The sequence below is a fragment of the Streptomyces sp. NBC_00385 genome (assembly GCF_035917155.1).
GTDB classification, from domain to species: Bacteria; Actinomycetota; Actinomycetes; order Streptomycetales; family Streptomycetaceae; genus Streptomyces; species Streptomyces poriferorum.
Map to the genome: position 1 here is coordinate 8,061,864 of NZ_CP107951.1, position 14,397 is coordinate 8,076,260.

Genomic DNA, 14,397 nt, shown 5'->3' on the forward strand with positions numbered 1-14,397 from the left:
CCCGCCCGCCCCGCTCACGACGGCCTCACCGCCGGGCCGCCGGGGCAGCGGCCGTCAGGGCGGCGGCGAGCTCCACGACGGCCGGCAGGTGGTCGCTCAGGAAGAAGTGCCCGCCCGGGAAGACCCGCAGCTCGAAGGGGCCGGTGGTGTGGTCGCGCCATGCGCGTACATCCGCCACCGGCGCCTCCGGGTCGTCGTCCCCGGTGAGGGCCACGACCGGGCACGCCAGGGCGACGCCCGCGCTCGGCACGTAGGCCGAGAGTGCCGCGTAGTCGCCGCGCAGCGCCGGCAGGACCAGGTCGAGCAGGTCGGGGTCGTCCAGCACGGCGGGCGCGGTGCCGCCCAGTGAGCGGACCTTGGCGATCAGCGCCGTGTCGGTGTCGAGCCGTTCCGCGCGGGTCACCGTGCGGGACGGCGCCCGGCGGCCGGACACGAGGAGCGCCGCCGGACCGCGGTCCGGCGCCCCCGCCAGCCGCAGGGCGACTTCATGAGCGAGGGAGGCGCCCATGCTGTGCCCCAGGAAGATCCGTGGCCCGGCCGGCGGCGGACCGTCGCCCAGGGCCTCGGCGATCAGGCCGGCGAGCCGGTGCAGGTCCCGGACGGCCGGTTCCCGGTACCGGTCCTGTCTGCCCGGGTACTGGACGGCGCGCACACCCAGAACGGGGAGGGCGACGGCGGACAGGGCGTGCCAGTAGCCGGCGGAGCCGCCGGCGTGCGGAAAGCAGATGAGCTCGGCCGGAGCGTCCGTTTCGTGGTAGCGGCGCAGCCAGGTGTCCTGCCGTTCCGGGGCCACCGTCAGCTCGCCACGGGGAGGTCGAGGAGCCGGTCCGAGGTGAGGATCGCCTGATGCAGCCGGCGCAGTGACCGGCAGGGTTCCAGGCCCAGTTCGGATCGCAGGACACGCTGCGCCGAGCGGTACACCTGAAGCGCCTCCGCCTGCCGCTCCGAGCGGTACAGCACCAGCATCAGCTGGCGGTAGAAGGACTCGCGCAACGGGTACTCCGCGGTGAGGGTGTTGAGCAGGCTGATGACCTCGCGGTGCCGGCCGAGTGCCGTACTGGCCTCGACGGACAGTTCCAGGCACGCGAGCCGCTCCTCCTCCACCCAGGTGGTGAAGCGGCTGAGCACCGGGCCCTCGGGCGTACCGTCGAGGACCGTGCCGCGTACGAGGGAGAGCGCCCGGCCGAAGGCGTCGAGGGCGGCCTCGTAGCGGCCGGACTGCTGGAGGAAGCGGCCTTCCCGCATCGCCGCGCGGAAGTCGTCGACGTCGTAACCGGCCCCGTCCAGCCGCAGGAGATAGCCGGAGGGCTTGGTGATCACGGCGCGGCCGCTGTCGTCCCCGGCGGCGGTGAGGAACTTCCGCAGCTGTGAGAGATAGACGTGGACGGCGGCCGATGCGCGCCGGGGCGGTCCCGACCCCCAGAGCTCCTCGATGATCTGTTCCTTCGTGGTGACCCGGCCGGCACCGACGAGCAGGGTGGCCAGTGTCATCTCCATCTTGGGCGCGCTCAGGGAGTATCCGCGTCCGTCGTGGGAGACGCGAAGGGGGCCGAGCAGTTCGTAGCGCATCGATACCTCGGGTGGTAGGGGAACGTACTTTCGTGTTTCCGGCTCCCGTCACTGTCGAGGCCGCGCACCTGTCCGCACATCGGGGAAACTGCGTACGTATGCCGATTGGCCGAAATCCGCTGTGGCCCGCCGGCTTTGGTGCGCCTTTGGCGGCGCTGGGCAGGCTGGGGGGATGCGCACCCTCCTCACCCGATACCTGAGATCCTGCGTCGGCGCGCTGGTCGCCTTCGGCCAGATATGGATCTACATCCCGCCGGGCCCCGCGCCGGACAACGGGACCACCGACGAGGCCCCCGCCGGGCCGCCCCCCGGCCACCCCGAACGGCTGCGCCCCGAAGTCCCGCTCAGCGAGGCGGAGATGACATGGGGGCGACAACTGCTCGGGGCTCCTGGCCCGGACCCGTACGAACGCTGACGGTCCCAGGGCGGTGAGGGGGCAGAACCGGTCAGCGCCGGCGGGCGTGCGGGGCGGGAACGAGGCGCACCGCGGTGTTCAGGACATGGTCGATCACATCGCGCGAGGGCTTGTCCGTGAGGTTGGTGAGCAGCCGGGCCAGCGTGTTGAGGAGGAACGGCGAGCCCATCACGTAACGGTTGAGCACGGGCTGGAAACCCGACCGGCTGAAGACCAGGTCGGCGGCCGTGTTGCCGAGCCGGTAGTAGCTGCCCCAGCGGCGGTTCATCTCCACCGGATAGTGATGCAGCGCCCTCTCCCGCCCGGGGCCCGCAGGCAGGGCCAGCGCGAGTGCCGCAGTCTCGGCCGCGACCTCCCCGGCCTCCAGTGCCTGGCCGATGCCCTCACCGTTCCAGGGACTGATCATGCCGCCCGAGTCGCCGACCAGGAGAAGCCCCTTGGTGTACAGCGGATGACGGTTGAAGCCCAGCGGCAGGGCGGCGCTGCGGACCGGCCCCTCCGCGTTCTCCTCGCGCAGCCCCCACGCCTCGGGTGTCCGGGCCAGCCACCGGTCCAGGGTGGCCCGGAGGTCGGCCTTGCCGTGGCGGCGGTGGGGGATGGCGCCGAGACCCACGTTGACGCGGCCGTCACCCATCGGGAAGATCCAGCCGTACCCCGGCAGATAGCGCTCGCTCCGCGGGAACCGGAGGTCGGCCCAGAGCTCCAGGTACTCCTCGCGGGAACGCTCGGGACTGCGGTAGTAACGGCGGGCCGCCGTGGCGATCTGCCGCTTCGTGTCCCGCCGCAGCCCCATCGCGAGCGCGAGCCGCGCCGAGGCCCCGTCCGCGGCGATGACGACCGGGGCCCGGTGCACCACCGGATCTCCCGCACCGGACACCGCCGTGACCCCGGTGACCCGGCCGGCCCGGTCGGTCACGGGATCCGTCACCTTCACACCGGTGCGCAGCCGGGCCCCGGCGGCCACCGCGTGACGGGCCAGGATGTCGTCGAAGTCGTGCCGGCTGCGCGTGAGACCGAAATCCGGGTAGCCGCCCAGCGCCGGCCAGTCGATCTGCACCTGCCGTTCGCCGGCCACCCAGCGCATCCCGCGGGACCGGATCCAGCCGGGGGCCTTGATGTCGACGCCCATCCGGATGAGCTGGTGCACCGCGCGCGGGGTCAGGCCGTCCCCGCACACCTTCTCCCGCGGGAACACGGACTTCTCCAGCAGCAGCACGTCGACGCCCGCTCTCGCAAGGTGGAAGGCGGCGGACGACCCGGCCGGCCCCGCACCCACCACGATCACCTGCGCCTCCTCGGACGGGCCGGGGGCGGAGCCCTCGTCCGAAGCGGACGGAGCGGACTGGTCTGCGTGCGCTTCCCGCATGGGAACCCTTTCCTGGTACGGCCGGCACCGCCCGCGGACGGCGACCCTGTACACCGACATCCTGCCGGTTCGCGCCACTGCGCGGCAGGGCGGTCAACGCCCCCGCAGGCGCGCACACGGCGCGCGGGCGGCCGGCCCTCCGGCGGACCGCTCCGGAACGCGCCTCGGGGCCGCACGGCGTGCGGCCCCGAGAACGACGGATGAGTGGGGGAGGAAGGTAAAGGAGTCAGTACGGCAGCGGGCGCCCGGACGGCGTGCGCAGATCGAGCGGCGGCGGCCGGGACGGAAGCTGGGGGCGTCGGACGATCCTGATGCGGCCCACTGACACCACCTCCTGTCGGTAATCCGTCATATGCCCTGACGGTGCGCCGTTCACACGTCCAGCGGTCACCAACGACGCCAGGGCCCCGAGGGGCGGCCCCGGCGAATCGTGTTAAACCTGAAGATGTGGGTGGTACAGGTCGGTTCGGGACGCGGTTTCGCCACTCCGCCCGGCAGCCGCATCGACACGATGACGGACGCCCGGGCGGTGACGAGCCCGCGCCCTCCGGCCCGGGCACCCGGCGGCCCTCACCGCTCCGCAGGCTGCGCACCCTCTTCAGCGTCCACACCGTGGCCGGCCAGGTGTTCGTCCTCATGCTGGGAATCGTGACGCTGCTCGTCGTGGCGGCCGTCGTCGCCCTGGTGGTGCAGGGCAGACGGGACAGCATGAAGGAGGCCCGGACCCGGTCGCTGAGCGTCGCGGAGACCTTCGCCCACGCACCCGGAGTCGCGGCGGCCCTGGACAGCAGGGATCCCACGGCCATCCTGCAGCCCCGCGCCGAGGAGGTCCGGCGCAGCACGGGCGTCGAGTACGTCGTCGTGGCCGGGACCAACGGCATCCGCTACACCCACCCCGACATCGCGCTGATCGGCAAGCGCATCCTCGGCCCGTACAAGGAGGCGCTGGAGGGCGACGCCATCACACGTACCGTCAATGCGAGCCGAGGCCTCGCGGTCAGCTCGGTGGTGCCCGTGGAACGGCGCGACGGCACGTCCGCCGGCCTGGTGTCCGTCGGCATCAAGGTCGACACCATCAACAGACTCGCCTATCCGAGTCTCCCGCTCGCTCTCGGCGCCGCAGTGGTCGCTCTCGCCCTCACGGCCGGGGGCGCGGGCCTGGTCAGCCGACGTCTGGGCCGGCAGACGCACGGCCTCGGACCCGCCGAGATGACCCGGATGTACGAACACCACGACGCGGTGCTCCACGCCGTCCGCGAAGGCGTCCTCATCCTCGACGCCGACGGCCGGCTGGCCCTGGCCAACGACGAGGCCCGCCGTCTCCTGGGGCTTCCCTCCGACGCCGAGGGCCGCGCCGTGACGGAGCTGGGGCTGGACCCCCGCACCGCGGAGCTGCTGGCCTCCGGCCGGGTGGCCACGGACGAACTGAGGCCCGCGGGGAACCGGCTGCTGGCCGTCAACCTCCGCCCCACCGGCGAACGAGGCGGACCGCCCGGTACGGTCGCCACCCTGCGGGACACCACGGAACTGCAGGCCGTCACCGGCCGGGCGCAGACCGTACGCGAACGGCTGCTGCTCCTGTACCGGGCGGGAGCCCGCATCGGGACGACGCTCGACGTCACCACGACCGCGCAGGAACTGGCGGAGGTCGCCGCGCCCGGATTCGCCGACTGCGCGACGGTCGACCTCGCCGACTCCGTACTGCGCGGAGAGGAACCGGAAGCGCCCTCCGGGGAGGTGATGGACATGCGCCGCACCGCCGTGAGTGGTGTCGGCGCCGACCATCCCCTCTACCCGCTGGGCCGCGTGATCGGCTTCGTACCGACCAGCGCCGAAGGCATCGGCAGCAGCAGTGGCCACACCTGGGTCGTGCCCGATCTCGCCGCCTCCCAGCAGTGGCGCCTGCCCGACCCCGACCAGGCGGCACGGATCCTGGAATACGGATTCCACTCGCTGCTCTCCGTGCCCCTGCACGCGCGCGGGGTCATCCTCGGCATGGCGAACTTCTGGCGCGCGCAGAACGAGGCTCCTTTCGACACCGAGGACCTGTCCTTCGCCGAGGAACTGGTGGCCCGGGCGGCGGTCAGCGTCGACAACGCCCGCCGCTACACCCGCGAGCACGAGATGGCCGTGACCCTCCAGCGCAGTCTGCTCCCCAGCGGCCTTCCGGAGCAGAACGCGCTGGACGTCGCCTACCGCTATCTGCCGGCGCAGGCGGGAGTGGGCGGGGACTGGTTCGACGTGATCCCGCTGTCCGGCGCCCGGGTCGCACTCGTCGTCGGCGACGTCGTCGGGCACGGTCTGCACGCAGCGGCCACCATGGGCCGGCTGCGCACCACGGTGCACAACTTCTCCACGCTGGACCTGCCGCCGGACGAACTCCTCGGCCACCTCGACGAACTCGTCGTCCGGATGGACCAGGACGAGGAGGCCGGCGGCGGGGGGATCACCGGGGCCACCTGTCTGTACGCGATCTACGACGCGGTCTCCGGACGCTGCTCGGTGGCCCGGGCCGGCCACCCCGGACCCGCCCTCGTCCTGCCCGACGGCACCGTGGAGTTCCCCGAGATCCCCGCCGGTCTGCCGCTCGGCATCGGTGGCATGCCCTTCGAGGCGACCGAGCTGGAGGTGCCCGAGGGCAGCCGCCTGGTGCTGTACACGGACGGTCTGATCGAGCGTCGCGGCCGGGACATCGACGACGGTCTGGAACAGCTGCGGAGCGCTCTGGCCGGCCCCGAACGCACACCGGAGGAGACCTGCGACGACGTGCTGGAGGCCCTTCTGCCCAGCCGCCCGGGCGACGACGTCGCCCTGCTGGTGGCGCGCACCCGCACCCTGGACCCGGCCCGCCGCGTCCAGTGGCAGGTGGACCCGGACCCCGCGGCCGTCGCCGGTGTGCGCAAGGAGGCCATCCGCTGGCTCACCGACCGGGGCCTGGACGAGGAGGGGTTCGTCACCGAACTGATCCTGAGCGAACTCGTCACCAACGCCATCCGGTACGGCTCCGAGCCGATCAGCGTGCGGCTGCTCTACGACCGGGCGCTGATCTGCGAGGTGTCGGACTGCAGCAGCACCTCCCCGCACCTGCGCTACGCCGCGACGACGGACGAGGGCGGCCGCGGGCTGTTCCTCGTCGCCCAGTTCGCCGAGCGCTGGGGCACCCGCTACACCGAGCGCGGCAAGGTCATCTGGTCCGAGCAGTCGCTCGACGGGCCGCCGCCCGGACAGGGATAGGCCGACGGGGCCCGGCAGAGACTGCCGGGCCCCGCGGGACGGTCGGATCACCTCACGCGTGGCGTCAGGGGAAGGACACCACGTTCGAGGGAACGGTCGAGGTGCCGGAGGTGGGTGATCCGGTGTTGTTGATGACGTGTTCGTACTGGCCCTGGCCGCCGAGGGAGACGACGAGCAGGTCGTGGAACTTCACGCCGGGCTTCACCGGTGCCTGGAATCCGTGGTCCTGGCGGATGGTGGGGTCGACGTTGAAGTAGCAGTAGCTGCCCAGACCCCAGCCTTCGTGGGTGGTGACGGAGTCGTCCACCTTGTAGGCCGCATAACCCTTGGTGGCACCGTTCTGGATGGCGGCCTGGTTCGGGGCGTCGTACGCCTTCTCGTTCTGGAAGAAGATCGTCTTCCCCCTCTCGCCGGACCAGCGGACGTCGTACTTGTTGAAGTGCTCCACGAACAGACCGGTCGCCAGGACGTCGTCGCCGTTGACCTGGAGGCCGTAGTCGGCCCGGTTGGTCTCCCAGCCGACCCCGTCACCGTGGTCCGCGCGCCACAGCCAGGTGTGGTCGATGATCGTGTCGTCGTTGTTGATGACCATGCCGGTCGTGGCCTTGCCGGCCCCCGCGCCGCCGACCCGGACGAAGACGTCCTGGACGGTGGTCGGGTTGGCAGCGTGGTCGGCGGAGGCGCCGTCGGGGCCGACCTGGACGAGCACCTGCGAGTTCTGCGGACCGGCGTCGACGAGCAGCCCGGCGAGCTTCACGCCGTCCACGTCACCGACCTTGATGGCCGTGACCCCGTTGTCCGGAATGATCGTGGCCAGACCCAGACCCAGCACGACCGTGTTGGCGCGGTCGATGTTGATCGTCTGGTCGACGTGGTAGATCCCGGGCGTGAACAGCAGATGGAGGCCCTGCTGCACCGCCGCGTTGATCGTGGCGGCGGAGGCCCCCGGCTTGACCACGTAGAACTGGCTCAGCGGGATGGAATCGCCCTGAGGTGTGCCGTTCCACGAGACGCCGCGCGCGTTGGTGCGCTTGGCGGGGACGAAGACCTTGTAGTCGTTGCCGTCCAGGTAGAGGAACGGCTTCTCGCGGGAGACCGGGGTGGTGTCGAGGGTGGTGTACGGGGGGTTCGGGAAGCTCTGGGCGGGTGCGCCCTCGACGCCGGAGAACGTCATGTTCCAGACGCCGTTGCCCCAGCTGCCGATCGAGCTGTCGCGGGTGTACCACTGCTGCTGCGAGTACGGGCCGACCTGGCCGTCGATCTTGCTGTCGGCGATGTACCCGCCGCTCGCCCAGCCGTAGCCGTTCGGCGCGAGGTTCAGTCCGCCCTTGACGTGCATGCGACGGAAGGGCGCGGCCTGCGAGACGGCCCAACGGTCGGTGCCGCTCACGGGGTTGAGTGCGAGGTTCTCGGCCGAGCGCCAGAAGTTCTGGGTGGCGTTGCCGTTGAACCAGCCCGCGTCCACGGTCACATCACCGTTGAACGTGGTGTCGTCCGGCTTGAGCCCGAGACCGGCGATCTGGGTGTAGAAGCCGATCTGGGCGTTGATGTTGTTGTACGTGCCCGGCTTGAACATCAGCGCGTAGCGGCCGGTGCCGAACTGTGCCGACTCCTGCTGCTTGAAGATCTCGTCGACCTTGGCCTGGATGTTCGGCGTCGACGGGTCGAAGACCAGGACGTTCGGGCCGAGGTCGCCGCCGCCCGGGATCTGCGGGCCGCCTCCGCCGCCGGTGGTGCCGAACACCTGGAACTCCCAGAGCGAGTACCCGTACTGGGTGGCCCTGGTGGTGCCGGTCAGTCGGACGTAGCGGGCGTTGCCGGAGACGTTGAGCGTCTCGGTGCCGCCGGCGCTCGTGGTGGTCGAGTAGGCGGTGCTCCAGGTGCTGTCGTTGGTGGAGAACTCGATCCGGTAGCCCTTGGCGTAGGCGGTCTCCCACTTCAGCGCGATCTGGCTGACCGAGGCGGTGGAGCCCAGGTCGACCTTGATCCACTGGGGGTCGGCGGCCGCGCTCGACCAGCGGGTGCCGTTGTCGCCGTCCACGGCGGACGTGGCGGGGGTGCCGTAGTTCTCCTGGCTGGAAGCGGTCACCGTCCTGCCCTGCGAGAGCAACGAGGGCGCCGCGCTCGCCGGGCTGGACGGCACGAAGGCCAGCAGCGACACGACGAGACCGGCGACGGCGGTCAGCACACCGGCGCGTCTTCTTCCGGTCGAGGGCGCGGGTCTGTGGAACAAGGGGGGTGCGTACATGGGGGCTTGTCTCCTGAGTCGCGGTAGCGGGTGCACGACACGAAGCCGGAGAGCGCTCTCTCCGGCCGATGGGGATACTTCTCCCTTGCGTCACCACGCGTCAATAGGTGTGCAACACGTCGTTGTCCGGGCGCTGTTGAGAACAAGAATTGACGACTGTTACCTCATGATTGCCCCGATTGGCTACCCCTTGACGTCGTGGTGGCAAGGGCTCTGATGGATCGTTGATTCAGGTGATGATGTTGTGGGCATGCTCAATGCGGCTGGAGCGTCGTGGTGTTGCTCTCGTGGCCGACGGCGGCAGAGGGTCCGGGGGAGGGGCCGGGAGCGGCGTGTGCCGGCAACCGCTGGGCCTGTTACCGGACATCTTGGCGGCACCTGGGGGACAGCGGACCCGGCTGCTCGCTATCCTCCGGGTCATGAGCCGTGAGCGTGGCACGCGTGGCGCCGCTGACCAGGCGCGACGGAGTTCCGGGTGAACGAGGCAATGGGTCCTGTTCCGGCGGACGCCCGTACCGCGGAGGCGTGGCAGTCGTTCGGAGTCCGGTTACGCCGGTGGCGGGGACGGGCCGGGTTCACCCAGGCCCAGGTGGGCGCCCGGGTCGGATACGACCACACCGCCATCAGCAAACTGGAGCACGGGAGCCGGCGGACGCCGTTGCCGCTGGCCCGGCGGCTGGACGAACTGCTGATGGCGCAGGGGGAGTTGGTGTCCGCCTGTGAGACGGCCGAGGAGCAGGAGCGTGCGGGAGGCGTACCGCGCGCAGCGGCGCCCGTGCGCAGCGGTCCGTTGCCCGGGGAGCCCGCCGGCGGGGCACTGCGCGCGGTGCTTCCGCCGGGTACCGTCCTGCCCGCGAGCCTGCCCGCCTACGGACTCGTCTGTCCGCTGCACGGCCGCGACGGCTGCTCGGTCCCCGTCCTCGCGGACGTCATCGAACTGCACGCGGCCTTCTGCGCGCTGGGCCCCGACGCACGGTCAGGCCCCGCCCTGGACAACGACACCGTGCATGCGCTCACCGCCCTGCTCGCGGTCTGTCTGCGCGCCGACGAGGAACGGGCCTGGCCCGGGGCGACCGCCGTGGTCGAGGGCACGCTGCACGCGATGCTCCGCTGGATGGCGCTCCCCGCCGCGTCGTACCAGGCCCAACTGGCCCCGCTGGCAGCCGAGTACGCGCAGTCGGCCGGATGTCTGCGGCTGCTGTGGGGCCGCAACGGGACCGCGATGGCCTGGCTCGACCGCTCACTGCAGTGGGCCGCCATCGCCGGCCGCGTCGGCACCCAGGTCGCGGCACTCAGCGACATGAGCACCCTGGCCCGGCTGGAAGGTGACGGCCCGTCGGCGCTCGTCTACGGCGGGGCGATCGGAGAGGCCGCCGCGGGCCGGCACTGGGCGGGCGCCATGAGCGATCTGTACCAGGCGCGCGGACACGCCGTCCGCGGCGACGCCGCCAGGACGCTCCGGCACATCGACCGGGCCTGGTCACAGATGGACCGCGCCGGCGAGCGCGACGAGGCGGAGGCGCCCTGGCTCTCCGTAGCCTCCGTGCGTCTGCGGGTGGAGTCGGGTGCGGCCGGCGCGCTGCGCGATCTCGCCGCGGCCACCGGTGACCGCCGGTTCGCGCTCCGCGCCGTCGGGGCGGCCGGCACCGCGCTCGGGCTGCTGCCGCCCGGCATGCATTCGGCGCGGATGCTGTTCCTGGCCCGGATGGCCGACGCCCATGCGTGCGCCGGTGACCCGGCGGCGGCTCAGTCCGTGGCGGGCCCGGTCCTGGACACCACCGAGATCAATCCGGCGACGCTGCTCGGCCAGGAACTGCGCGGACTCCACGCGAGGCTGGCGGCCCGGGGCCGCCGCCCGGAGACCGACGACTTCGTCAGGAGGCTGGCGGCGGTGGTCCGCTGACACGCGGGGGCGGGGCGTGTGGATCACGCCCCGCCCCCCGGTTCCCCCGTCGGTGGATCAGCTCACGTCCAGCGCCACGTCATCCAGGACGAAGCTGGTCTGGAGGTAGGCGTCCTCCTTACTGGTGAACCCCAGCGTCACCGTCTGCCCCGCGGCGGAGCCGACGTCGAAGGACTGCTGGACATAGCCGCCGCTCGCGTCGAGGTTCGAGTACGTCGCCAGTGTCCGGGAGCCCAGTTTCACGGTGAACGTGTCGTACGCGGTCGCGTCACCCGCCGATTCGTCGGTGTCGGTCCTCAGATAGAACGACAGCCGGTACGTCGAGCAGCCCGTCGGAACGGTCACCGACTGCGTGGCGGTGTCGCTGTGGGTGCTGCCCCAGCCGCCGAACCACGCCTGGTACGAACCGCTGTGCGCTGGCTTCTCGGAGGTCCGGTTGTTGATGACCCCGTCCGTCTGGGTCCACGGCGTGGTGCCGTTCTCGAAGCCGCCGTTGGCGACGACCTGCCGCGCCTGACAGGTTCCGCCGCCCCCGACGACCAGCGAGTACGTAGTGGTGTGGGTGGCGGTGCCCGTCCCGGTCACGGTGAGGGTGTACGTACCCGCGGTGACCTGCGCTCCGGCGGATACGGTCATCGTGGACGAGGAGCCCGACTGCACGGAGGACGGGGCGAACGAGACGGTGACCCCGCTCGGCGCACCGGAGGCCGTGAGCCGCACACTCTGCGCGGATCCGCCGGTGGTGGCCGTGGACACGGTCGCGGTGACGGAGGCGCCCGGCTGGACACTGCCGGACACCGGGTTCACCGAGACGGAGAAGTCGTCGGCCGGCGCGGTGGTGCCGACGGCCGTCTTCCACACCGTGTAGGCGATCCCGTCCGCGCTGCGGTTGAGCGCGGTCGCGTTGATGTTCGCCGTCGTGTCGCACGACTGGTGGTAGCACGGATCGTACGAACGGCCCGCGGTGCCGCCCCACTTGGTGGCCTGGGCGGACGACTTGGTGGCACTGGCGCCGGTCGCGTAACCCGAGGTGGCGATGCCGCCCTGCTGGAACGAGTAGTCGTCGGAACGGCCCTGGCCCTCGACGTTCTCCTCCGGGGCGAGGCCGAGCGAGGTCCAGTACTCCTTCATCGGGGCCGACGCGGCGGAGTTGAGGTTGTTGATGAAGTAGCCGCCGTTGGTGGAGGCGACCATGTCGAAGTTGTAGTACGCGGAGATGGCCGACCGCTGGGCGGCGGAGAGCTGGCCGACGTAGTACTCGGAGCCTTCAAGGCCCTGCTCCTCGCCGTTCCACCAGGCGAAGCGCACATGCTTGGTCATCGTCGGGTTCTGCTGGGCCAGGGCGAGAGCGTTCTCCAGCAGCGTGGCGGAACCGGAGCCGTTGTCGTTGATGCCGGGGCCGGCGGCCACGCCGTCGAGGTGGGCACCGAACATCACGGTCCGGTCGGCCGGTCCGCCCGGCCAGTCCGCGATCAGGTTGTTCCCGCGGTAGGTGCAGGTGGTGCAGGTCTGCTCGCTGACGGTGTAGCCGGCCGCCTGGAGCTTGCCCTTCACATAGGCGAGCGAGGCGGTGTAACCACCGCTGCCGGCACGCCGGTTGCCGCCGTTCTGCGAGGCGAGGGTGTTGAACTGGGTCAGATGCGTCTGCACGTTGGCGACGCTGATGTCGGGGGCCGTGCCGCCCGGGTTCCCGCCGTCACCGATGGTCAGGGTGTACTGCGCGGTGTGGTCCTGGGTGCCCGCACCCTTTACGGTGAGGGTGTACGTACCGGGTGCCGCGGCCGACGTGGTCGACACGGTCATGGCCGAGTTCGCGCCGGACTGCACCGAGGACGGGCTGAAGGAGACGGTGACACCGCTCGGCTGTCCGGTCGCCGACAGGTTCACCGTCTGCGCGCTGCCGGAGGACACGGTGGTCCTGACCGTGGCCGTCACCGAGTTGCCCTGTTTCACCGAGCCGGAGGCCGGGTCGAGCGACAGGGAGAAGTCGTTGTTGCCGCTCGGGGCACACGTCGGATCGCCGCTCTGGGCAGGGACGCTCACCGCGTCCCAGGCCGCCTTCGCCCGGTTGAACAGCACGCAGGTGGCGTCGAGGTTCTTGGCCGAGGTCAGTGTGGCAGTGCGGTAGCGCTTGTACGTCATGCCGCTGGTCTTGAGCAGCATGCCGCCGTAGAAGACCTTTCCGGCGCTCTGGATGCCCACGCCGGTGACCGAGGAGTTGTTGCAGGTGGGGCTGGAAGGCTTGCCGCCACCGGGGCTCGATCCCTCGGCCAGCAGATAGAACCAGTGGTTCAGGGGGCCGGCCGCCGCGTGCTCCTCGGTGCTGGGTATGGAGGAGCTGTAGCAGTTCGGGTCGCCGATCTGCCCGGGGTTGTACATGATCCGGATCGGCCCGTTGCCCACCAGGTTGATCTTCTCGCCGACGGTGTAGTCCGGATCGTCGTACGGTGCGGGCTCGTTGGTGTACGCCTCGGTCAGCGCGCCCATGATGTCGCCGGTGGCCTCGCCGAGACCGGACTCGTTGTTGGCGCCGCCGGGGGTGTACTGGTCGATGCCGTGGCCGAACTCATGGCCCACGACGTCCATGGCCGCGATCCACTGGTTGGCGTTGTTGTGGCCGATGGAGACGGTGGAGCCGTCCCAGTAGGCGTTCACGTCGCCCAGCCCGACCTTGACCGGCCAGCTGCGGCCGTTCCCGTCGTGGCCGTTGCGTCCGAGCCAGTCGCGCAGCATGTCCCATTCGTGCTGGGCCGCCCACATGACGTCGACGCAGCCGGTCTCCTTGCTGGAGGCGCTGCCCGTCCCCCAGGAGTTGCTCGACTTGGTGAAGACGCCCCCGGTGCTGTAGTCGGCGCAGCTCAGACCGGGGCGGGCCGGGTCGCGGAGCGAGTAACTGCCGCCCGAGGAGGTGGTGTTGATGGACAGCGGGGACGGTCCGTTCCACTGGCTGTTGCCGGTGCCGGCCTTGACGTCGTCGTAGCTGTCGAGCACCTTGCCGGTGCCCGCGTCGACGAAGACGTGCAGCCGGCTCGGCGCCTTCGCGGTCCGGCCGGTGAGCACGGTCTCCCAGGCCAGCCGGGACTTCGTGCCCGTGGCCCGGACGACCAGCCGGTGGCTGTCGACCCGCTCCACCGTGCGCAGTTCCCCGCGTGACGTGGCCTCGGCGGCCTTGGCGGAGACGGTCGCGGTGACCGGCACGTTGATGCGCCGGGAGACCGCCGACTGGGATCCGCGGACGCGTCCCTCGGAGTCGGCCACCACGACGGCGTCACCGCCGACGACCGGCAGTCCGCGGTAGGTGCGTTCGTAGGCGATGGAGTAGAGCCCGTTGACCCAGGGGGTCACCATCTGCCGCTCGTACCGCTCGTCGGGCCCCTTGGCCAGGGCGTCGAGACCACTGGCCGCCGCCCGGTCGGCGGCCGACACGGCGGTCGACAGCGCGGTCGGGGCGGGCGGCGGAGACGGTTCTGCAGAAGCTGACTGGCCACTCGTGGCGACCAGCATTCCGGCGAGGACGGCCAGGGTTGTCCCGGCCGTCATCGGTCTGCGTTTCATCGAGGCTCCTCGGTTCGTGGGGACCTCGGTCACGGGCAGCGGCGTGGGGAGACGTACCCGTCCCTGCCGTCGGTACGGGCCGTCCGCCCAGGTGGTGTCCGTGATCG

General features: G+C 71.2%; 8 protein-coding genes. 3 read left to right on the plus strand and 5 right to left on the minus strand.

The annotated features are described in order from the left end of the window. Positions 1-25: 25 nt before the first annotated feature. Both OG959_RS35650 and OG959_RS35655 read right to left on the minus strand, forming a co-directional pair. On the minus strand, positions 26-793 hold the full coding sequence (locus OG959_RS35650; RefSeq protein WP_326665199.1) for a thioesterase II family protein: 768 nt from the start codon (positions 791-793) through the stop codon (positions 26-28). 2 nt (positions 794-795) lie between these two features. Continuing rightward, on the minus strand, positions 796-1,569 hold the full coding sequence (locus OG959_RS35655; protein ID WP_326665201.1) for an AfsR/SARP family transcriptional regulator: 774 nt from the start codon (positions 1,567-1,569) through the stop codon (positions 796-798). A gap of 172 nt (positions 1,570-1,741) precedes the next feature. On the opposite strand from OG959_RS35655, the gene OG959_RS35660 reads away from it, so the two are divergent. Beyond that, the gene (locus OG959_RS35660) at positions 1,742-1,984 is read left to right on the plus strand and encodes a DUF6059 family protein (protein WP_326665203.1); all 243 of its coding nucleotides are present in this window, start codon (positions 1,742-1,744) and stop codon (positions 1,982-1,984) included. Between the two features lie 31 nt (positions 1,985-2,015). Here OG959_RS35660 and OG959_RS35665 read toward each other — a convergent pair whose 3' ends face one another. Further along, positions 2,016-3,350: a geranylgeranyl reductase family protein gene (locus tag OG959_RS35665; protein ID WP_326665205.1), complete on the minus strand. Its 1,335-nt coding sequence runs from the start codon at positions 3,348-3,350 to the stop codon at positions 2,016-2,018. A gap of 636 nt (positions 3,351-3,986) precedes the next feature. Here OG959_RS35665 and OG959_RS35670 point away from each other — a divergent pair. Continuing rightward, on the plus strand, positions 3,987-6,584 hold the full coding sequence (locus OG959_RS35670; RefSeq protein WP_326666804.1) for a SpoIIE family protein phosphatase: 2,598 nt from the start codon (positions 3,987-3,989) through the stop codon (positions 6,582-6,584). 64 nt (positions 6,585-6,648) lie between these two features. Here the strand turns inward: OG959_RS35670 and OG959_RS35675 are convergent, their stop codons facing one another. Beyond that, complete coding sequence (locus tag OG959_RS35675) at positions 6,649-8,832, minus strand: discoidin domain-containing protein (RefSeq protein ID WP_326665207.1); 2,184 nt, start codon at positions 8,830-8,832, stop codon at positions 6,649-6,651. Positions 8,833-9,307: 475 nt separating this feature from the next. Between OG959_RS35675 and OG959_RS35680 the strand changes: the two genes are divergently transcribed. Next, positions 9,308-10,735 (plus strand): helix-turn-helix transcriptional regulator, encoded by a 1,428-nt coding sequence (locus tag OG959_RS35680; RefSeq protein WP_326665209.1) that lies wholly within the window; start codon positions 9,308-9,310, stop codon positions 10,733-10,735. A gap of 57 nt (positions 10,736-10,792) precedes the next feature. Here OG959_RS35680 and OG959_RS35685 read toward each other — a convergent pair whose 3' ends face one another. After that, positions 10,793-14,275 carry a M28 family peptidase gene (locus OG959_RS35685; protein WP_326666805.1) on the minus strand — a complete coding sequence of 1,161 codons (3,483 nt, stop codon included), beginning with the start codon at positions 14,273-14,275 and terminating at the stop codon, positions 10,793-10,795. Positions 14,276-14,397: the final 122 nt, after the last annotated feature.

Bases quoted from the DNA above. Each gene is read 5' to 3' on its own strand.
- OG959_RS35655 (WP_326665201.1), bottom strand. From the start codon at position 1,569: ATGCGCTACGAACTGCTCGGCCCCCTTCGCGTCTCCCACGACGGACGC.
- OG959_RS35660 (WP_326665203.1), top strand. From the start codon at position 1,742: ATGCGCACCCTCCTCACCCGATACCTGAGATCCTGCGTCGGCGCGCTG.
- OG959_RS35665 (WP_326665205.1), bottom strand. From the start codon at position 3,350: ATGCGGGAAGCGCACGCAGACCAGTCCGCTCCGTCCGCTTCGGACGAG.
- OG959_RS35670 (WP_326666804.1), top strand. From the start codon at position 3,987: ATGCTGGGAATCGTGACGCTGCTCGTCGTGGCGGCCGTCGTCGCCCTG.
- OG959_RS35675 (WP_326665207.1), bottom strand. From the start codon at position 8,832: ATGTACGCACCCCCCTTGTTCCACAGACCCGCGCCCTCGACCGGAAGA.
- OG959_RS35685 (WP_326666805.1), bottom strand. From the start codon at position 14,275: ATGACGGCCGGGACAACCCTGGCCGTCCTCGCCGGAATGCTGGTCGCC.